We start from the raw sequence: 17,992 nt of genomic DNA on the forward strand, positions 1-17,992 counted from the left end.
AACGAGCGGGTACGCGGCAAGGGCCGGGGCCCTCAAGCGTTACCGGTCTTGCCGGACGAACCGAACGATGCGAAACGCTTGTTGAAGCCGGCGATCCGCCCTTCGGACTGGGTCTTGCGCTGCTGGCCGGTGTAGACCGGATGCGAGGCGCTGGAGACGTCGAGGGCGACATAGGGGTAAGTGTTGCCATCGCTGTGGCGCTGGGTGCGGTCGGTGTCCACGGTGGAACCGATCAGGAAGTACACGTCGGCGGCGGTGTCATGGAACAGCACGGTGCGGTAGGCAGGATGGATATTGGCTTTCATGGGAGTCTCCAGGGGATAGCTAAGGCTGAATTGAGTTATACAGTAACATTATTCAATCATGGAAACGAGAACCAGTTGCAATAAGGAAAGCTGTCAATCGTCTATCTCCCTCGGCAACGCCCGGCTCCAGGCGTTCACGCTTGCCCAAAGCGCTCAACGAACAGCCACGCGGGTGTTCGCCGAATGCCGGGGCAACTGGCGCAATCACCTGGAAGATTCGCTGCAACGCCTCAAGAGCATGCAATTGACCGCCCGCGAACTGGAGAGGTCGGGCACTTGATGCTCAGCGGTTGCTCCGGCAAGGAGATCGCTCGTAAGCTGCAAACCTCTGCCGAAACCGTGAAAGTCCATAAGAAACACATCTACGACAAGCTGGGCATCAAGTCCCGGTCCGAGCTGTTTTGGATTTTTCTCCAGGCGCAGAATGCCTGACGCCTGAGGCTGCCATGTGCGCACAGCTGCTGCGCCACGGCCGTTCTCTACAACAACAAGATCGTTGGCCACACAAGAAGAATGAGTACCCAAAAACGAAATCTATAGAGTCCGAACCAAGGAAACCGTATGAGCCTGTCCCTCCTGAGCCGCTACGCCTTCTTTGCTGCCTGCGTGATTTTCACCCTCGCCAGCTTGCCCTTTCTCGAACATGACTGGCTCTGGCCATTCACCCTGGTCACCTTCCTGCTCAGCCTGCTGGGCATTTTCGACCTGCTGCAAAGCCCTCACGCGGTGCGCCGCAACTACCCGATCCTGGGCAATATCCGCTACCTGGTGGAAGGCATCCGCCCGGAAATCCGCCAGTACCTGCTGGAGTCCGACAGCGACGCCCTGCCCTTCTCCCGGGCCCAGCGCTCGCTGGTCTATTCGCGGGCCAAGAACGAAAGCGCCGACAAGCCGTTCGGTACCCTGATCGACGTCTACCAGTCGGGTTTCGAATTCATCGGCCACTCCATGCGCCCGGCGCCCCTGAGCGACCCGAGCACCTTCCGCGTCACGGTCGGCGGCCCGCAGTGCAAGCAACCCTACTCGGCCTCGGTGTTCAACATCTCGGCCATGAGCTTCGGCTCCCTCAGCGCCAACGCCATTCGCGCCCTCAACCAGGGCGCCAAGCTCGGCAACTTCGCCCATGACACCGGCGAAGGCAGCATCAGCCCCTATCACCGGGAAAACGGTGGCGACCTGACCTGGGAGCTGGGCAGCGGCTATTTCGGTTGCCGTACCAGCGACGGCCGTTTCGACCCGGAGCGTTTTGCCCAGCAGGCGCAGAACCCGCAGGTGCGGATGATCGAAATCAAGATGAGCCAGGGCGCCAAGCCCGGCCACGGCGGCATCCTGCCCAAGCACAAGGTGACCCAGGAAATCGCCGACACTCGTGGCATCCGCATGGGCGAGGACTGCATCTCGCCATCGAGCCACAGCGCCTTTTCCACGCCGATCGAGATGATGCATTTCATCCAGCAGCTACGTGAGCTGTCCGGCGGCAAGCCCGTTGGCTTCAAGTTCTGCCTCGGCCACCCGTGGGAGTTCATGGGCATCGCCAAGGCCATGCTGGAAACCGGCATCCTCCCCGACTTCATCGTGGTCGACGGCAAGGAAGGCGGCACCGGCGCGGCACCGGTGGAATTCACCGACCACATCGGCGCGCCGATGCGCGAAGGCCTGCTGTTCGTGCACAACACCCTGGTGGGCTTGAACCTGCGCGACAAGATCAAGCTCGGCGCCAGCGGCAAGATTGTCAGCGCCTTCGACATCGCCAGCGTGCTGGCCATCGGCGCCGACTGGGCCAACTCGGCGCGCGGCTTCATGTTCGCCATCGGCTGCATCCAGTCGCAAAGCTGCCACACCAACAAATGCCCGACCGGCGTCGCCACCCAGGACAACCTGCGCCAGCGCGCGCTGGTGGTGCCGGACAAGGCGCAACGAGTGTTCAGTTTCCACCGCAACACCCTCAAGGCCCTGGCCGAAATGCTTGCCGCCGCGGGCTTGAATCACCCGTCGCAACTGGAAGCCAGGCACCTGGTGCGACGCATGTCGGCCACCGAGATCAAGCTGTTCTCGCAGCTGCATGTGTTCCTCAAGCCCGGCGAACTGCTCACCGGCGCGGTCACCGGCGAGTTCTATTCACGCATGTGGCAGCTGGCGCGCGCCGACAGCTTCGAGCCCAACAGCGAAGCCGCGGCCTGAGCAGCCACCCTCGACGCCCCGCCCGCGTGGCGGGGTGTTATTCATCGATAGGCAAAGGACGCAAACCCGTGCTCAAAGTCATCGCCGAAGACTTCATCAAACCCGAACACCTCGACACCGTGCGCCCCTGGTACGCCGAACTGCTGGAGAAAACCCGCCAGGAACCGGACTGCATCGCCTACGACCTGTTCGTCGACCAGCAAGACCCGGGGCACTTCATCTTTATCGAGCAATGGCCAGACCGCGCGGCGCTCAAGGCCCATTGCCAGACCGAGCACTTCACTCGCCTGGTGCCGCAGATCAATGCGTTCCAGGCCAGGGAATGCCGTGTGCTGCTGATGGACGAATTCTGAAAAAACGCCCCCATGATGCTTGACCGGACCACCGAAAGCAGACCGCAGCACCCCTGACTTTTGGGAGTTCCACATGCCATTGCTGTCATTCGATTCGCTGTCCAGCCAGTTGCCCGCCAGCTGGAAGTCCTCCGTGGTGGGCCAGGTCGGGCCGGCGCGCATCAAGGTGCTGCGCATGGACCAACAGGCCCACGCCGAAGAAAGCCACGACTACAACGAAGCCCTGCTGGTGACCCATGGCTGCCTGCGCCTGGGCATTGCCGGCAGTGAGGTGAGGGTGAACGCAGGCCAGATGTACCTGGTCGAAGCCGGGCTGCCTCATGCGGTGCTGCCCGGCAGCCACGGCACCCTGGTGATTATCGATATCTAGCCTGACTGGCGCTCACCAATGCAGCGTCTTGATCGGCGCCGGTTCCTTCATGACGATAAAACCGTAGTCCCCCAGCAGGTAGATCCGGTAATAGCGGCTGTCCACCAGCGGTGGATAGCCCTGGTAACCGGCCAGGGTCGCATTGCGCCGCTCCCTTTCCGCGACCACGTTGGCAATGCCCACCTTGGGCAGGTTCTCCGCCAGCATGAAGAAGTCGATATTCAGCAGGTAGTGCAGCACCGGCATCTGCTTGAACGAGCCCGCGGCCGCCAGCAGCCAGTGATCGGAATAGGTCACCGACATATAGATGCGCTTGGCCTCGCGCAACTGTGGGTGGCTGGTGATGTCGCGCTCAAGGCTCGACAGCGCGCTGGCCGCCAGGGTTTTCTGCACTGTCAGCACCCGGCCATAGGCGAACGACAGCGACAACATCGCCAGCAGCGGCACCATCAGCAGCAGCGGCAAGCGCTCATGGAGCGCCGCCAACGCCAGGTGGCCCAGATAGAACAGCAACACCAACAGCAGCGCGAAGCCCATCAAGGTCCGGGCGCCTTCATTGAAGTCGCGGAAAAACAGCGCGATCCCCGACACCAGCACAATCACCAGCGGCAATGCCAGCAGGCAGACCAGCGCCATCACGACCTTTTTCAGGCCGCTGTCCGGCCGCTTGAACAGGTTCATCCCCAGCCGCACGCAACCGGCAAGGGCACACAGCGCCAGCGCGGCGAACACCCAGGCGAACCCGCCGTGAAACAGCAGCACGACTTTTTCCAGCACCCTGCCAATGTTGACCTGCAATTGCAGCAAGGGCTGCGCCGACCAGTTCAACAGCAAGGTGCGGGTCTGATCCATGAAGGGGTAGGCGGTGACGCAATAGATCATCCAGCCCAGGGCCGCCTGGGCGATCTTCCAGCCGATCATTTCCCACCAGCGCGGCCAGGCAGTCTTGTCATTGGCGCCGCGGATCACCTCCAGGCAGCACAGGCCCAGGAACACGTTGATGCTGATCTGATACAGCCCGATGGCCAGCGCGACCAGCAAGGCCGGCACCAGCCATTGCAGCACGCGGTACGGGTTGCGATAGGTGATGGAGAAGATCACCGCCACCAGGCTCAAGGCCATGGCCGGGCCGTCGTACTGATACGACAGGTTCTGCAGAAAGAACGGGTTGTACCAGAGCGGCAACAGCACCATGCAGCAGGCCGCCGTCGGTTGCGGGTAGTAATGGAAAGTCAGGCGGGTCAGTGCCGAGGCCATGGCGAGCGTGGCGATCAGCAGCGGCAAGGGAAAGATGTTCGGCGCAGCGCCGCTGAAGGTCAGGGCGTTGTAGAACAGTTCGGTAAACAGCCGCCCCTGCTCCGTCCAGGCGGTGCCGGCCGACAGCGAACGCCAGTTGTCATCGATATAGGGAAAGTCGGCGAGGATCAGCGGCAGCACATACAACATGGTGGCGAACAGAAAAAACAGCCAGACCTGGCGGCGTCCGAGTTCCCCGCTGAGCAAGCTGCCCATTCTGTCCATGCTAGAGCCCCAGGCGGTCTTTGCCGCCGATGACGTCCTTGATCACGTAGCGCGGCCGATGCTTGGCCTCGATATAGATACGCCCGACGTACTCGCCAAGGATACCGATGCCGATCAACTGCACACCGCCGAGAAACAGAATGGCGGTCATCAACGAAGGGTAGCCGGGCACGCTGTTGCCGAAGAAGATCTTGTCCAGGACCATGTACACCGCGTAGAGCACGGCGAAAATCGAGATGCCGCCACCGACGTAGGTCCACAATCGCAACGGCACGGTGCTGAACGAGGTGATGCCTTCCAGCGCCAGGTTCCACAGCTTCCAGCCATTGAACTTGCTGTTGCCCGCCACCCGCCCGGCGCGCTCGTACTCCACCACCACCGTGGTGAAGCCGGCCCACGACAGCACGCCCTTCATGAACAGCTGGTGCTCGGGCAGGGTGCGGATCACATCGACCACCTTGCGATCCATCAGCCGGAAGTCGCCGACGTTTTCCTCGATCCGGGTGTAGGCGATCCGGTTCAGCAGGTGGTAGAACAGCGCCGCGCTGCAGCGCCTCAGGTAACTGTCGGCGGCGCGCCCGCGGCGTTTGGCGAGCACCACATCGGCGCCCTTCTGCCACTCCTCGATCAGCCGCGGGATAACGCTGATCGGGTCCTGCAGGTCGACGTCCATGGGAATCACTGCATCGCCAGTGGCGTGTTCCAGCCCGGCGAACAACGCCGGCTCCTTGCCGAAATTGCGCGAGAAGTTGATCAGCAGCACCTGCTCGTCCACCTGCGCCAGGGCCTTGACCTCCTCGGCTGTGCGGTCGGAACTGCCGTCGTTGATAAACACGATCTCGACTTCGCCCTGCTCGAAGCGCAACTCGCGACGCACCGCCTGGTAAAACAGGCCGATGGCCTGCTCTTCATTGAAGACCGGAACGATCAGCGAGATCTTCATGGCTCACACTCGCGGAACACCAGGTACTTGGCGAACAGAAACCCCGCCACCAGGCTCAGGGCGGAAAACACCAGCACCGTCAGCAAGCCGGGCAGCCGCCACACATCCCCGGCATGCCCGACACCCAGGCTCAGCGCGCCCATGCCGCCCAGGAACAGCAGATAGCCGCCGATTGACCTCCTGGCGGCGAAGGTGAAACGCGCATTCATATAGAAAGAAAACGACGCCGCGACGCAAAAGGCCGCCAGGTTGCTGAGCGCCTGGCTGAGGCCCGCCACCAGGCTCAGCAAAAAGAACACCAGCCAGTGGATAAAGGTGTTGGCGATGCCGATCACCGTGTATCTGGAGATTCCCTTCCATAAGAGTCTCATGGGTGACTCTCCCGCGTTGAATATCGCTCAACTTGTATGGCAGGTTTTTCTGCCCATCGATTGGCGAAATCGCTGATCCAGCGCTCTTTCAGACGTGCGGCATCCAAGCCGGCCGGCATGGGCCGTTGTCGTGCAAGCCGCCTCCCTGGCCTCTCCTCGCCTGGCTGCTTGCCCGCAACAAATTGCATCAATGCATAATTTAATTTGCATAAATGCATATTACAACTAAGGTTACCCCTGAGCCCGACCGGAGCAGGCCATCGAGGATGGCGAACCCCGCAGGCCGGTCACGGGCCTCAGAAAACCGCTTCATCGCAATACGCAACAACGACACAAGCTGGACGCTTGTTTTCACTCATGGAGGATGAAAATGTTAACCCTTGAAGACACACCCTTTACCCGCACAGGTCCTGCACAAGCACTGCCACAGTGCCTGGTCGGCACCCTGCTCGATGCCGGACTGAGCGAAGTCGACGACAGCGCGGAACACGCCGCCCTGGCCGCCAGCCTCAACTTCAGCATTCAGCAGCAAACCCAGACCAACTGGTGCTGGGCCGCGCTGTCGGCCTCGGTCGGCAACTATTACCGCACCGGTTCCTGGACTCAATGCGGGGTCGCCAACGCGCAACTGGGGCGCAATACCTGCTGCAACCAGCCGGGGCCGTGCAACGTGTACGGCTACCTGGACTCGGCCCTGCAAACCACCCGCAGCTTTGGTGGCATGAGCCAGGGTTCGATCCAACTGTCGGCCATCGACAACCAGATCAACATGGGACGCCCCGTCGGCCTGCGCTGTGCCTGGTTTGGTGGCGGCGCGCACTTTCTGGCGATCTATGGCACCAACGGCAGCTACCTGCTGATTGCGGACTCCATCTACGGTTATTCGACCCGCGCCCTGAACACCTTCCCCCGTTCGTACAACGGCGGCGGCAACTGGACCACCACCTACTTCACTCGGAAAAACTAAGGAGGGCAGCATGCAACTGACTTATCCCAAGGCACCTGCCAACGGCGCTCAGGTACTGCGCCCGGCTCTCCAGGCCGCCCTGCAGAGCAAAGGTTTCGGCGTCAACCGCCAGTTCGCCCAGGCCACCGCCAGTAAAGTGAGCCTGTCCGAGCCCTACCGCGGCTACTCGCTGAGCCTGGAAGACCTGGCCCAAGGCAAAGGCCTGCAACAGGCGACGCTGGGGGACTGGCATTACCTGGTGTTCAGCGACGGGGTGTCGATTGCCGACGCCCAACTGGCCGAGATCGCTGGCCAGGTCGAGTTCTCGTCCCTGAACCACGGCGCCCTGGCGTCGGCCACGGTCAACGCGCTGAACCTGGCGGAACAGGCGCCGCACCTCAAAGGCCGGACCTTCGAGCTGCGGGTGTTGTTTGTCTCGGCGCTGCAGGTGGTGGCGATCTGGCTGCACGCCAGCGACGAAGACGTGCTGATCCCGATCGAGCCGACGCCCAAGCACCTGGCGAGCACCAAGCTGTACAGCGAGGCCGCGCTGCTGGCCTTGCTGGCGCCCGCCGCCCAGCGAGCGAAAGCGGCGTTCGATGCGGACACCACCGGGCTGTTGGGGAGCTGACCGCGCACCGGCGATCGGGCTGCGGTGAACGGATGGTCACAACACTAAAACCTGGAACCGCAGCAATATCGCCCGCATAAAAAAGCCCCGGTCAATGACCGGGGCTTTTTGTGTTATCGCCTGATGGGGTTACGACGCCGAACGCACCGCACCCTGCTGGGCATTGTTCGGTTGCAGCTTGAACAGGTAGAACAGCACCGTCAGCAGCACCAGGAACGCCGGGCCCACATACAGCGCCACGCGGGTGTCCGGGAAGTAGGCCATCAGCCCCACCACCAGCACCAGGAACGCCAGGGCCAGGTAGGAACTGATCGGGTACAGCCACATGCGGTATTTCAGCCCGGCACGTTCCGAGGCGCTCAGGCCTTTGCGGAACTTGAGCTGGGCCAGGAGGATCATCACCCAGGTCCAGATCGCGCCGAAGGTGGCGATGGAGGTCACCCAGACGAACACCTTCTCCGGCACCAGGTAGTTGAGCAGCACACCCAGCAGCAAGGCGAAGATCGACAGCAGCAACGCGCGACGCGGTACGCCGTTGTTCGAGGTCTTGGCGAAACCGGCCGGGGCCTGGCCATTCTGCGCCAGGCTGTAGAGCATGCGCCCGGTGCTGAAGATGCCGCCGTTGCAGGACGACAGCGCGGCGGTGATCACCACGAAGTTGATGATGCCGGCGGCGGTCTTGATGCCCAGGCGCTCGAAGGTCATCACGAACGGGCTGCCCTGGGTGCCGATTTCGTTCCAGGGGTAGATCGACAGGATCACGAACAGCGCGCCCACATAGAACAGCAGGATGCGCCAGAACACCGAGCCGATGGCGTTGGGAATGGTCTTCTGCGGGTTCTTCGCTTCACCGGCGGTGAGGCCGATCATCTCTACGCCCAGGTAGGCGAACATCACCATCTGCAGCGACATCAGCACACCGGTCACGCCGTTGGGCATGAAACCGCCGTGGGTCCACAGGTTGGAAATGCCCAGCGCCACGCCGTCATTGCCGAAACCGAAGGCGATGATGCCGATGCCACCGATGACCATGGCGATGATGGTGACGATCTTGATCAGGGCGAACCAGAACTCGAACTCACCGAAGGCCTTGACCGCGATCAGGTTGATCGAGCCCATGCTCACCAGGGCCGCCAGGGCCCAGATCCAGCGCGGCACATCGGGGAACCAGATGCCCATGTACACCGCCACCGCGGTGATTTCCGCGACGCAGGTCACCAGCCACAGGAACCAGTAGTTCCAGCCGGTGAGGAAGCCCGCCAGCGGGCCCAGGTAGTCTTGCGCGTAACGGCTGAAGGAACCCGCGACCGGGTTATGCACGGCCATCTCGCCGAGGGCGCGCATGATCACCAGAATCGCCAGGCCGCCGAGGATGTAGGACAGCATGATGGCCGGACCGGCCATTTCAATGGCCTTGGCCGAACCGAGGAACAGGCCGACACCGATACAGGCGCCGAGCGCCATCAAGCGAATATGCCGTTCGCCGAGTTCGCGTTTCAGCGGGCCGCCTTGAGCGGTCTCGCCTTGGGGCAGGTGGTTGCCAACTGGCATAGGGTACAACCTCATCTTGTTATTGGATGTGAGCCACCGAGTCTGTAAGGAGCGGACGGATAACCCGTACCCGCCAGATCGGATCGACCTTGTGGGCCGACACGTCTTGTAGGACAAATCCTGCAAGATCAGTGGGGCGTGCAGTATAAAAAGCTGACGGCAGGCTTTTTCACTCTATAAACAGCTAAATTCAGAGAGAAATCTCGGTATCTTCGGGTTTTGCGGAGTGGCATTACCTGGATTTTTTGCCGTTTGTCATTTTTGAACGGCGCCGAGTATTGCACAGCCATGGTGCAGCGTCATGCCCCTACCTAGGACCTATTTACCGGTCGTGATGGCTCTATCTCAGGCTTCTTTCGCCTCGCCCCCCCTGTAGGAGCGAGCTTGCTCGCGATGGTCGTCAACGATGACGCGGTGTATCCGAAGCATCGCGGCGCCCTCGGGTTTATCGCGAGCAAGCTCGCTCCTACAGGGGGAGGTGAATGCTTTCAGGTCGATCACAAATTTTTCACCATTGCCCACCACCGTCTAAGCTTCAGACAAGTCCGATCAATTTGCGTGAATGGATCAGTCGACTATGGGTGCTTTGCGACAGACCGATTCGAGTAAAAATGTAGTGCCAACTGATCGCGTGGAAGAAGCGCCTATCCCTGAAAAGTCCCATTCCAGCCGGCTTTGGTGGCGGCTGTTCTGGCTATTGCTGCTGATGGCGCTGGTCGCCCTCGGCTTTGCCGCGTCCAAGGAAATGCGCACCTCGAAACTGCAGGCGCGCGAACTCAGCAAGTTCGCCGCGGACCTGAACTACGCCATGGCGCCCGGGCCCAGCGATGCCATCGTCTACCCCGGCGCCGGCCCCTTCGACAAACGCCTGGGCTACAGCGCCCTGGATGATTTCCTCGCGCGCCTGCTCAAGCGCGGTTACGTGGTGGAGGCCCAGACCCGCTTCTCCCCCGCCTTGATGAACTACAGCGAAAACGGCTTCTTCGTACCCTATACCGAGAAGATTCAGGCCGGGCTGTCGATCACCGATTGCCGCGCCGCGCCGCTCTATCAATTCAAGTACCCGCAACAGCTCTACTCGAACTTTGCCGCCATCCCGCCGGTGATGGTGCGCAGCCTGCTGTTCATCGAGAACCGCGAATTGCTCGACCCCGACCAGCCCCTGGCCAACCCGGCGGTGGACTGGCCGCGCTTCGGCAAGGCTGCCTGGTCACAGGTGGCCAAGCTCCTGCACCTGCCCGGGCAGACGGCGGGCGGCAGCACCCTGGCGACCCAACTGGAAAAGTACCGGCACTCGCCGGACGGCTTGACCGTGTCCGGCGCGGAAAAGATCCGGCAGATGATTTCCGCCAGCGTGCGCGCCTACCAGGGCGGCCAGCAGACCCTCGAGGCGCGGCGACGCATCATCCGCGACTACCTCAACAGCGTGCCGCTGTCGGCGGTGCCCGGCCACGGTGAAGTGCACGGCATGGCCGAAGGGCTGCGGGTCTGGTACGGCGCCGACTTCGCCCAGGTCAACGAGCAGCTGGCGAGCACCGCCAGCGATCCGCAGAGCCTGGCGCAACGTGGCCTGGCCCTGCGCCAGGTGCTGTCGTTGATGATCGCCCAGCGCCGGCCTTCGCATTACCTGTCCAAGGGCCGCCGGGAGCTGGCCGAACTCACCGACAGTCATATCCGCCTGCTGACCCAGAACGGTGTGATCGATACGCCGCTGTCGGCCGCCGCCCTGGCCAGCAAGGCCACCTTCCGCGACTGGGTGCAGGAACCGACGATCCAGCCGATCGAGACCAACAAGGGCATCAGCGTCGCCCGCAGCCGCCTGGCCGGCCTGCTCAACCGGCCGCTGTACGACCTCGACCGCCTCGATCTGTCGGCCACCAGTACCCTGCAAAGCGACCTGCAACGCCAGGCCACCGAGTACCTCAAGCACCTGGCCGACCCGGTGTTCGCCGGCGAGATCGGCCTGCTCGGCGAACGCCTGCTGACGCCGACCAGCACCACCCAGGTGCGCTACAGCTTCACCCTGCTCGAACTGACGCCGGACGGTTCGCGGGTGCGGGTCCAGACCGATAGCACCGACCAGCCCTTCGACATCAACGAAGGCAGCAAGCTGGAGCTGGGCTCCACGGCCAAGCTGCGGGTCCTGACCACCTACCTGCAAATCATTGCCGAACTGTACGAGCAGTACGGCGCCGAAACCCCGGCGGTGCTGAAGAAAGTCGAGATCGCCGAACAGGATCGCCTGAGCCGCTGGGCCGTGGACTACCTGATCCAGAACAACGATCGCAGCCTGCCGAAAATGCTCGAGGCGGCCCTGGACCGCAAATATTCGGCCAGCCCCGGCGAGAGCTTTTTCACCGGCGGCGGGCTGCACACCTTTCATAACTTCCGCAAGGAAGACAACGGCCGCATGCCGACCCTGCGCGACGCCCTGCGCGAGTCCATCAACCTGCCCTTCATCCGCCTGATGCGCGACCTGGTGCGCTACAGCACCTACGCCGGCCCGAGCAACAGCGCCAACCTGCTCAAGGATGACGGCGACCCGCGGCGCCAGGAATACCTGGCCAAGTTCGCCGACCGCGAGGGCACTTCCTTCCTCCTGCGGTTCTGGAAGAAGTACCGCAACAAGGACACCCAGGCGCGGCTGGACACCTTCCTCGACAGCATGCACCCGACGCCGATCCGCCTGGCCGCCGTGCACCGCTACCTGCTGCCGGAAGCCAGCCAGGAGAGTTTCAACAGTTTCATTCGCTCGCACCTCAAGGGCGCCAAGCTCACGGAAAAACTCACCGACGAACGCCTGGACAAGCTCTATTACAGCTACGGCCCCGGCTCCTATGACCTGCCCGACCAGGGCTATATCGCCAAGGTGCACCCGCTGGACCTGTGGCTGCTCGGCTACCTGCTGAACAACCCCGACGCCAAGTTCAGCGAGATCGTCAAAGCCAGCGAATTCGAGCGCCAGGAGGTCTACAGCTGGCTGTTCAAGAGCCGGCACAAGAGCGCGCGCGACAGCCGCATCCGCACCATGCTGGAGATCGAGGCGTTCCTCGACATTCACCAGCGCTGGCAGAAAGTCGGCTATCCCTTCGACCATCTGGTGCCCTCGCTGGCGACCGCCATCGGCAGCTCCGGCGACCGCCCCGCGGCGCTGGCCGAACTGGTCGGCACCATCCTCAACGACGGCGTGCGCATGCCGACCCTGCGCATCGACAGCCTGCATTTCGCCGCCGATACGCCTTATGAAACCAAGCTGGTCAACGACCCGGCCGAGGGCAAGCGGGTGATGCCTTCGCAAGTGGCCACCGCGCTGCGCGGCGCCTTGTCGCAAGTGGTGGATGCCGGTACCGCCAAGCGCCTCTCCGGCAGCTTCAAGCTGGCCGACGGCACCCCGCTGGCCATGGGCGGCAAGACCGGCACCGGCGACAACCGCATCGAGGCCGTCGGTTCCGGCGGACGGATTCTCAGTTCGAAATCCATCAACCGCACCGCCACCTTCGTGTTCTATATCGGCGAACACCACTTCGGCACCCTGACCGCCTATGTACCGGGCGCCTCGGCCCAAGGCTTCAAATTCACCTCGGCCTTGCCGGTCCAGGTGCTCAAGGGCATGGCGCCGATCCTCACGCCGTACCTGCAACCGGGCAGCAACACCCAATGCCTGGGCAGCCTGGCGCAACGCTGAATCCTCCCGCCGTCCAATAACCGCTGCCTGTAGCCGCTCTCCGCAGGAGGCGTGCTCTTGAGGCCCTCAAAAGGTCCTCCGGACCTTATCGCAGCCTTCGGCAGCGGCTACAAGAATGCTTCTCAACTCCATTCTCCGACAAACGGCAGGTCTGGCTGCCACGGAAGTACTTGCGCGGCATTTAAGATATATCTTAAGTTATGTCTTAACCAAACAAGAGAAAGAGAAAATGAGAGAACACCACCATCCCCACCGCGAGTACGGCGACGGCCACGACGGTTTCGAGAAACGCCCCGGGCGCGAACGCGGCGGCCGCGGCCCGCGGGTCTTCGCCCCCGGCGACCTGAAGCTACTGTTGCTGGCGTTGATCGCCGAGCAGCCATGCCACGGCTATGACCTGATCCGCCAGATCGAAGGCATGTTCGATGGCGCCTACAGCCCCAGCCCGGGCGTGATCTACCCGACCCTGACCTTCCTCGAAGAAAGCGAACTGATCAGCGGCGATGCCGAAGGCGGGAAAAAACGCTACAGCGTGACCGAGGCCGGTCGTCTGTCATTACAGGACCAGGCGATTGCCCTGGACGGCGTGCGCATGCGCATCGACGTCAGCAAGCGCTCGCTGCGCGGCCACGATCGCCCGGCGGAAATCCACGAGGCGGTGCACAACCTGCGCCATGCCCTGCAGATGCACCACGGCCGCTGGAACCCGCAAGAGATCGTGCGGGTCCGCGACCTGCTGAACAACACCGCCCGCGCCATCGTCGACGGCCCGGCCATCCCTTCTACCCAGGAGTCAGCTGAATGAGCGCAGACAATTTGCCAACGATTCATCGGGTCAGCCACGAAATCAAACGCCGCCGCCTGGAAGTGCTGCGAGTGGTGGACCTGACTCCACGCATGCGCCGCATCACCCTGGGCGGGCCGGAACTCGCTGGCTTCATCAGCCTGGGCAGCGACGATCATGTGAAGCTGCTGTTCCCGCAGAACGCCGAGCAGCAGGCCGCCCTGGAAACCCTGGTGCTGGGCCCGGGCAAGGACAACGGCGTGATGCCGGCCATGCGCGACTACACGCCACGGCGCTACGACCTGGACATCGGTGAGCTGGATATCGATTTTGTCCTGCACGGCGACGGCCCTGCCTCGACCTGGGCCGAGCAGGCCAAGCCCGGCCAGTTCCTGCATATCGGCGGGCCTCGCGGCTCGATGATCGTGCCGGACATCTTCGACAGCTACCTGCTGATCGGCGATGAAACCGCGCTGCCGGCCATTGCCCGGCGCCTGGAAGAACTGCCGGCCGGGCGCCAGGTGCTGGCGGTGATCGAGATCCAGGACGCCGCGGAGCGGCAAGTGCTGCAGAGCGCGGCGCAGGTCGAGGTGATCTGGGTCGAGCGCGACGGCGGCCAGCAGGACCTGATCAGCACCGTGCGCGGGCTGCAGGTGCCGAGCGGCAAGCTGTACGCCTGGGTGGCCACGGAAAGCAAAGTCTCGCGGCAGATTCGCCGGGTGCTGCTGGACGAGCACCGACTCGACGACGCGTTCGTGAAGGCCGCCGGTTACTGGCGCCTGGACAGTAGCGAAGAAGAGTGACGGACTGCCCAGCCTCGCCCCTACAGACCTGCCTCTGTAGGAGCGAGGCTTGCCCGCGATGACCCCCTTCCAGTCACCGCATACTCAAGCCCGGCGACGCCCCAACCAACGATCCAGCCCGACAATCCCCAGCGCCACCAGCACAAACCCCGCCAGAATCCCCAACGCATTCACGAACGCCTGCGCGTAGCCCAGCTTGTCCACGTCGACAAAAGGATAGGGATACAGCCCCAGCACATGCCCGCGCAGCAGGACATAAGCGAAATACAGCAGCGGGTAGAGCATCCACCCGGCGACATGCCGCAACCCCAGGCGGCCCTTGGGCACGCAGCACCACCAGTAGACGAGAAACAGCAGCGGCATCACGTCGTGCAGCAACTCGTCCGCCACCCACTGCCAACCCTGGGGATGCCACAGATGACGCAGCAACAGGCTGTACGCCAGCCCCACCAGCAGAATGCTGACCGCGATACCGCTGCTGACCCAGGGTTGCAGGAAGAACCGCTGCCCCCGTGAGCTACGCAGGTTCAGGGCACAGGTCAGCACCACCGCCACCAGGGTGTTGGTGAGCACGGTGAAGAAACTGAAAAAGTTGATCAGCCCGCCCAGTAGGCTGGCGTCCACCGTCCAGCGCAGATGAAGAATCAGGTACAGCTGGATCGTCAGCCCCGCCCAGCCGAGCAACGCGGCCAGCGCGGTGAACAGCCGTTTGCCGCCTGAAGGAAAAACCGGCTCGACAGCCATCGAAGGTCCTTAGAGCGGGCGTTTGGTGCGCTGCAATTTCACGTACAACTGCTCGACTTTCTCCCGCGCCCAGGGCGTCTTGCGCAAGAAGGTCAGGCTCGACTTGATGCTCGGGTCGCTCTTGAAGCAACGGATATCGATGCGCTCGGCCAACCCCTGCCATTCGTAATGTTCCACCAGCGCCTTGAGGATCTGTTCCAGGGTGACGCCGTGCAGCGGGTCGTTGTTCGTTGCAGTCATGCCGGGCCTTTGAGCAAGAGAAAAAAGGAAGTCGCGCACCTTAGCCGAGGGTTCGATCCGGTGGAAGGGCGAACACTCATCAACTGTAGTCGCTGCCGCAGGCTGCGATAGCGCCGAAGGCGCTCATGCACCTGAGATCGCCGCGAGCGCTCCGCTCGATCGCAGCCTGCGGCAGCGGCTACATCGGAACGAATGCCCCCTCTCCTGGAAAAGTTCCTTCCTTTTCGCGCCAAGAGAGATGTTATATTGTATCAATACAAAACAAACCCCTGATCCAGACACCTCGCCGTGTCACGCCTGTTCTCTTTTGACTCAAAGCGCACAGCCCCGCGCTTGCCAAGGAATGACCGATGTCCCTCTCTGCCCACCGCCCTTCTCGCTCTCTACTCTGGCGCCTGACGCCGCTGTCCGCCGCCTTGCTGCTCGCTTCCCAGGCCCACGCCCTGGAGCTGCAACCGCAGGTCATCACCGCCAACCCGCTGGGTAGCCAGCAAACGGCGGCGCCGAGCACGGTGCTGGAAGGCGACGACCTGACCCTGCAACAGCAAGGCAGCCTCGGCGAAACCCTGAATAAACAGCCGGGCGTGTCCTCGTCCTACTTCGGCCCGGGCGCCAGCCGGCCGATCATTCGCGGCCTGGATGGCGATCGCATTCGCCTGTTGCGCAACGGCGTCGGCGCCCTGGATGCGTCGTCGCTGTCCTACGACCACGCGGTGCCGCTGGACCCGGTCAACGTCGACCGTATCGAGATCGTCCGTGGCCCGGCTGCCCTGCTGTATGGCGGCAGCGCCATCGGCGGCGTGGTCAACACCTTCGACAACCGCATCCCCACCGAAGCCATCGAAGGCATCCACGGTGCCGGTGAATTGCGCTACGGCGGGGCCGACACCACCCGCAGCAGCGCGGGCAAACTGGAAGCCGGCAACGGCACCTTCGCCCTGCACCTGGACGCCAACTCGCGGCAGTTCAACGACCTGAAAATCCCCGGCTACGCCCGCAGCCGCCATGCCCCGCCGAGTGAAGACGGCGACGGCAAGAAAGGTCGCCTGGGCAACAGCGACGGCCGTCAGGACGGCGGCGCCATCGGCGGTTCCTACACCTGGGACGACGGTTACGCCGGGCTGTCCTACAGCAACTACGACTCCAACTACGGCTCGCCCGCCGAAGAGGACGTGCGCATCCGCATGAAGCAGGACCACTACGCCTTCGCCTCGGAACTGCGCAACCTCGACGGCCCTTTCAGCGCGCTGAAATTCGATGCCGGCTACACCGATTACGAGCACCGCGAAATCGAAGGCGGCGAGACTGGCACAATCTTCAAGAACAAGGGTTACGAAGCCCGTGTCGAAGCCCGTCACCAGCCCCTCGGCCCGCTCAATGGGGTGATCGGCACCCAGGTCAGCCGCAGCGAGTTTTCCGCGCTCGGCGAAGAGGCCTTCGTGCCCCAGACCGACACCGACAGCGCCGCGCTGTTCATCCTCGAAGAGCTGCAGGCCACCGAGCGCCTGAAACTCAGCCTCGGCGGACGCCTGGAACACACCCGCGTCGACCCGGACAGCAAAGGCAACGAACGCTTCAGCCAGGCCGACAGCTCCAACAGCTTCACCGCCGGTAGCCTGTCGTCCAGCGCGGTCTATACCCTGACGCCGATCTGGTCCGTGGCCGCCACCCTGGGCTACACCGAACGCGCCCCGACCTTCTACGAGCTGTATGCCAACGGCGCCCACGTGGCCACCGGCACCTATGAAGTCGGCGACGCCAACCTGTCGAAGGAAAAAGCCGTGTCCAGCGACCTGGCCCTGCGTTTCGACAACGGCACCCACAAAGGCAGCGTCGGGGTGTTCTACAGCCACTTCTCCAACTACATCGGGCTGCTCGGCAGCGGCCGCACCCTCAACGATGAAGGCGAGGAAGACGCCGGCGGCATGCCGGAATACACCTACTCCGGGGTCCGCGCGCGGTTTACCGGTATCGAAGCGCAGGATCACTGGAAGCTCGGCGAAAGCGCCTACGGCAAGTTCGCCCTGGAACTGTCCGGCGACTACACCCGCGCCAAGAACCTGGACAACGGCGAAGCCCTGCCGCGCATCGCCCCGCTACGCCTGAACAGCGGCCTGCTGTGGGAACTGGATCGCTGGCAGGCGCGCATCGATGTCGAACACGCCGCCAGCCAGCGTCGCGTGCCGGACAACGAAAGCGGCACCGACGGCTACACCACCCTGGGCGCCAGCGCCGGCTACCACTTCGATATCGGCAGCAGCCAGTGGCTGGCCTTCGTCAAGGGCGAGAACCTGACCAACCAGACCGTGCGTTACGCCAGCTCGATCCTGCGCGACATCGCCCCGGCCCAGGGGCGCAGCATCGAGGTCGGTTTGCGCACCACCTTCTGAGTCCCCCCACAATCGCAGCCTTCGGGCTGCGATTTTCCTCTCCGCCCCCTCCCCCTCAGAACCTGACTCCCACGGCATTGCGCAATCCCCAGCCTGTACCGCCAGGCCGTGACCGGGCAAAATGCGCCGCTTTATCTTTCCAAGGTTGCGTACCTGTCATGACGGCCTGAAGCA

16 protein-coding genes and 1 pseudogene are annotated in these 17,992 nt (G+C 63.1%); 10 read left to right on the forward strand and 7 right to left on the reverse strand.

The annotated features are described in order from the left end of the window. Positions 1 to 32 precede the first annotated feature (32 nt). Positions 33 to 305 carry a type B 50S ribosomal protein L31 gene (locus PVZ80_RS02495; protein WP_016703453.1) on the reverse strand — a complete coding sequence of 91 codons (273 nt, stop codon included), beginning with the start codon at positions 303 to 305 and terminating at the stop codon, positions 33 to 35. 241 nt (positions 306 to 546) lie between these two features. Between PVZ80_RS02495 and PVZ80_RS02500 the strand changes: the two are divergent. The 4 genes and pseudogenes from PVZ80_RS02500 to PVZ80_RS02515 form a co-directional block, all read left to right on the forward strand. Then, a pseudogene (locus PVZ80_RS02500) lies at positions 547 to 737 on the forward strand (response regulator transcription factor); the annotation flags it as partial. Between the two features lie 129 nt (positions 738 to 866). Then, complete coding sequence (locus PVZ80_RS02505; protein WP_028683290.1) at positions 867 to 2,486, forward strand: FMN-binding glutamate synthase family protein; 1,620 nt, start codon at positions 867 to 869, stop codon at positions 2,484 to 2,486. Positions 2,487 to 2,554: 68 nt separating this feature from the next. Continuing rightward, positions 2,555 to 2,839, forward strand: a complete 285-nt coding sequence (locus PVZ80_RS02510; protein WP_016703457.1) for a putative quinol monooxygenase — start codon at positions 2,555 to 2,557, stop codon at positions 2,837 to 2,839. Between the two features lie 73 nt (positions 2,840 to 2,912). Next, complete coding sequence (locus PVZ80_RS02515; protein ID WP_009050592.1) at positions 2,913 to 3,209, forward strand: cupin domain-containing protein; 297 nt, start codon at positions 2,913 to 2,915, stop codon at positions 3,207 to 3,209. A gap of 12 nt (positions 3,210 to 3,221) precedes the next feature. Here the strand turns inward: PVZ80_RS02515 and PVZ80_RS02520 are convergent, their stop codons facing one another. Genes PVZ80_RS02520 through PVZ80_RS02530 form a run of 3 tightly spaced genes read right to left on the reverse strand, consistent with a single transcriptional unit; the run spans position 3,222 to position 6,044 of the window. After that, entirely contained in the window at positions 3,222 to 4,730 is a 1,509-nt protein-coding gene (locus tag PVZ80_RS02520; protein WP_009050593.1) for a glucosyltransferase domain-containing protein, read from the reverse strand. A 1-nt stretch (position 4,731) separates the two neighbouring features. Next, positions 4,732 to 5,673: a glycosyltransferase family 2 protein gene (locus tag PVZ80_RS02525; RefSeq protein ID WP_009050594.1), complete on the reverse strand. Its 942-nt coding sequence runs from the start codon at positions 5,671 to 5,673 to the stop codon at positions 4,732 to 4,734. Beyond that, positions 5,670 to 6,044, reverse strand: coding sequence for a GtrA family protein (locus PVZ80_RS02530; RefSeq protein ID WP_009050595.1), 375 nt, complete (start codon positions 6,042 to 6,044; stop codon positions 5,670 to 5,672). The genes PVZ80_RS02525 and PVZ80_RS02530 overlap by 4 nt, the downstream gene beginning before the upstream one ends. 370 nt (positions 6,045 to 6,414) lie before the next feature. Here PVZ80_RS02530 and PVZ80_RS02535 point away from each other — a divergent pair, with 370 nt between their 5' ends. Both PVZ80_RS02535 and PVZ80_RS02540 read left to right on the forward strand, forming a co-directional pair. Next, positions 6,415 to 7,011 carry a papain-like cysteine protease family protein gene (locus PVZ80_RS02535; protein WP_009050596.1) on the forward strand — a complete coding sequence of 199 codons (597 nt, stop codon included), beginning with the start codon at positions 6,415 to 6,417 and terminating at the stop codon, positions 7,009 to 7,011. A gap of 10 nt (positions 7,012 to 7,021) precedes the next feature. After that, the gene (locus PVZ80_RS02540; RefSeq protein ID WP_009050597.1) at positions 7,022 to 7,621 is read left to right on the forward strand and encodes a hypothetical protein; all 600 of its coding nucleotides are present in this window, start codon (positions 7,022 to 7,024) and stop codon (positions 7,619 to 7,621) included. A gap of 129 nt (positions 7,622 to 7,750) precedes the next feature. Here PVZ80_RS02540 and PVZ80_RS02545 read toward each other — a convergent pair whose 3' ends face one another. Continuing rightward, positions 7,751 to 9,172 carry an amino acid permease gene (locus PVZ80_RS02545; RefSeq protein WP_038634833.1) on the reverse strand — a complete coding sequence of 474 codons (1,422 nt, stop codon included), beginning with the start codon at positions 9,170 to 9,172 and terminating at the stop codon, positions 7,751 to 7,753. A gap of 577 nt (positions 9,173 to 9,749) precedes the next feature. On the opposite strand from PVZ80_RS02545, the gene PVZ80_RS02550 reads away from it, so the two are divergent. From PVZ80_RS02550 to PVZ80_RS02560, 3 genes are all read left to right on the forward strand, one after another. Further along, entirely contained in the window at positions 9,750 to 12,857 is a 3,108-nt protein-coding gene (locus PVZ80_RS02550; protein WP_009050599.1) for a transglycosylase domain-containing protein, read from the forward strand. A 229-nt stretch (positions 12,858 to 13,086) separates the two neighbouring features. Next, complete coding sequence (locus PVZ80_RS02555) at positions 13,087 to 13,662, forward strand: PadR family transcriptional regulator (RefSeq protein ID WP_009050600.1); 576 nt, start codon at positions 13,087 to 13,089, stop codon at positions 13,660 to 13,662. Next, positions 13,659 to 14,444, forward strand: coding sequence for a siderophore-interacting protein (locus PVZ80_RS02560; RefSeq protein ID WP_273863394.1), 786 nt, complete (start codon positions 13,659 to 13,661; stop codon positions 14,442 to 14,444). The genes PVZ80_RS02555 and PVZ80_RS02560 overlap by 4 nt, the downstream gene beginning before the upstream one ends. An 84-nt stretch (positions 14,445 to 14,528) precedes the next feature. On the opposite strand, the gene PVZ80_RS02565 is transcribed toward PVZ80_RS02560, so the two are convergent. Together PVZ80_RS02565 and PVZ80_RS02570 are read right to left on the reverse strand one after the other, a co-directional pair. Further along, the gene (locus PVZ80_RS02565; protein WP_053269820.1) at positions 14,529 to 15,188 is read right to left on the reverse strand and encodes a Pr6Pr family membrane protein; all 660 of its coding nucleotides are present in this window, start codon (positions 15,186 to 15,188) and stop codon (positions 14,529 to 14,531) included. A 9-nt stretch (positions 15,189 to 15,197) separates the two neighbouring features. Beyond that, positions 15,198 to 15,428, reverse strand: coding sequence for a VF530 family DNA-binding protein (locus PVZ80_RS02570; RefSeq protein WP_007923118.1), 231 nt, complete (start codon positions 15,426 to 15,428; stop codon positions 15,198 to 15,200). A 350-nt stretch (positions 15,429 to 15,778) separates the two neighbouring features. Between PVZ80_RS02570 and PVZ80_RS02575 the strand changes: the two genes are divergently transcribed. Further along, positions 15,779 to 17,818, forward strand: coding sequence for a TonB-dependent receptor (locus tag PVZ80_RS02575; protein WP_273863396.1), 2,040 nt, complete (start codon positions 15,779 to 15,781; stop codon positions 17,816 to 17,818). Positions 17,819 to 17,992: the final 174 nt, after the last annotated feature.

Source organism: Pseudomonas sp. B3G-3, assembly GCF_028640915.1.
Lineage (GTDB): Bacteria > Pseudomonadota > Gammaproteobacteria > Pseudomonadales > Pseudomonadaceae > Aquipseudomonas > Aquipseudomonas chlororaphis_I.

What these genes read in the sequence shown, in the direction of transcription:
- PVZ80_RS02550 (WP_009050599.1), top strand. Translation starts at nt 9,750, where the DNA reads ATGGGTGCTTTGCGACAGACCGATTCGAGTAAAAATGTAGTGCCAACT.
- PVZ80_RS02565 (WP_053269820.1), bottom strand. Translation starts at nt 15,188, where the DNA reads ATGGCTGTCGAGCCGGTTTTTCCTTCAGGCGGCAAACGGCTGTTCACC.
- PVZ80_RS02505 (WP_028683290.1), top strand. Translation starts at nt 867, where the DNA reads ATGAGCCTGTCCCTCCTGAGCCGCTACGCCTTCTTTGCTGCCTGCGTG.
- PVZ80_RS02570 (WP_007923118.1), bottom strand. Translation starts at nt 15,428, where the DNA reads ATGACTGCAACGAACAACGACCCGCTGCACGGCGTCACCCTGGAACAG.
- PVZ80_RS02540 (WP_009050597.1), top strand. Translation starts at nt 7,022, where the DNA reads ATGCAACTGACTTATCCCAAGGCACCTGCCAACGGCGCTCAGGTACTG.
- PVZ80_RS02520 (WP_009050593.1), bottom strand. Translation starts at nt 4,730, where the DNA reads ATGGACAGAATGGGCAGCTTGCTCAGCGGGGAACTCGGACGCCGCCAG.
- PVZ80_RS02560 (WP_273863394.1), top strand. Translation starts at nt 13,659, where the DNA reads ATGAGCGCAGACAATTTGCCAACGATTCATCGGGTCAGCCACGAAATC.
- PVZ80_RS02525 (WP_009050594.1), bottom strand. Translation starts at nt 5,673, where the DNA reads ATGAAGATCTCGCTGATCGTTCCGGTCTTCAATGAAGAGCAGGCCATC.
- PVZ80_RS02495 (WP_016703453.1), bottom strand. Translation starts at nt 305, where the DNA reads ATGAAAGCCAATATCCATCCTGCCTACCGCACCGTGCTGTTCCATGAC.
- PVZ80_RS02545 (WP_038634833.1), bottom strand. Translation starts at nt 9,172, where the DNA reads ATGCCAGTTGGCAACCACCTGCCCCAAGGCGAGACCGCTCAAGGCGGC.
- PVZ80_RS02575 (WP_273863396.1), top strand. Translation starts at nt 15,779, where the DNA reads ATGTCCCTCTCTGCCCACCGCCCTTCTCGCTCTCTACTCTGGCGCCTG.
- PVZ80_RS02555 (WP_009050600.1), top strand. Translation starts at nt 13,087, where the DNA reads ATGAGAGAACACCACCATCCCCACCGCGAGTACGGCGACGGCCACGAC.
- PVZ80_RS02515 (WP_009050592.1), top strand. Translation starts at nt 2,913, where the DNA reads ATGCCATTGCTGTCATTCGATTCGCTGTCCAGCCAGTTGCCCGCCAGC.
- PVZ80_RS02535 (WP_009050596.1), top strand. Translation starts at nt 6,415, where the DNA reads ATGTTAACCCTTGAAGACACACCCTTTACCCGCACAGGTCCTGCACAA.
- PVZ80_RS02530 (WP_009050595.1), bottom strand. Translation starts at nt 6,044, where the DNA reads ATGAGACTCTTATGGAAGGGAATCTCCAGATACACGGTGATCGGCATC.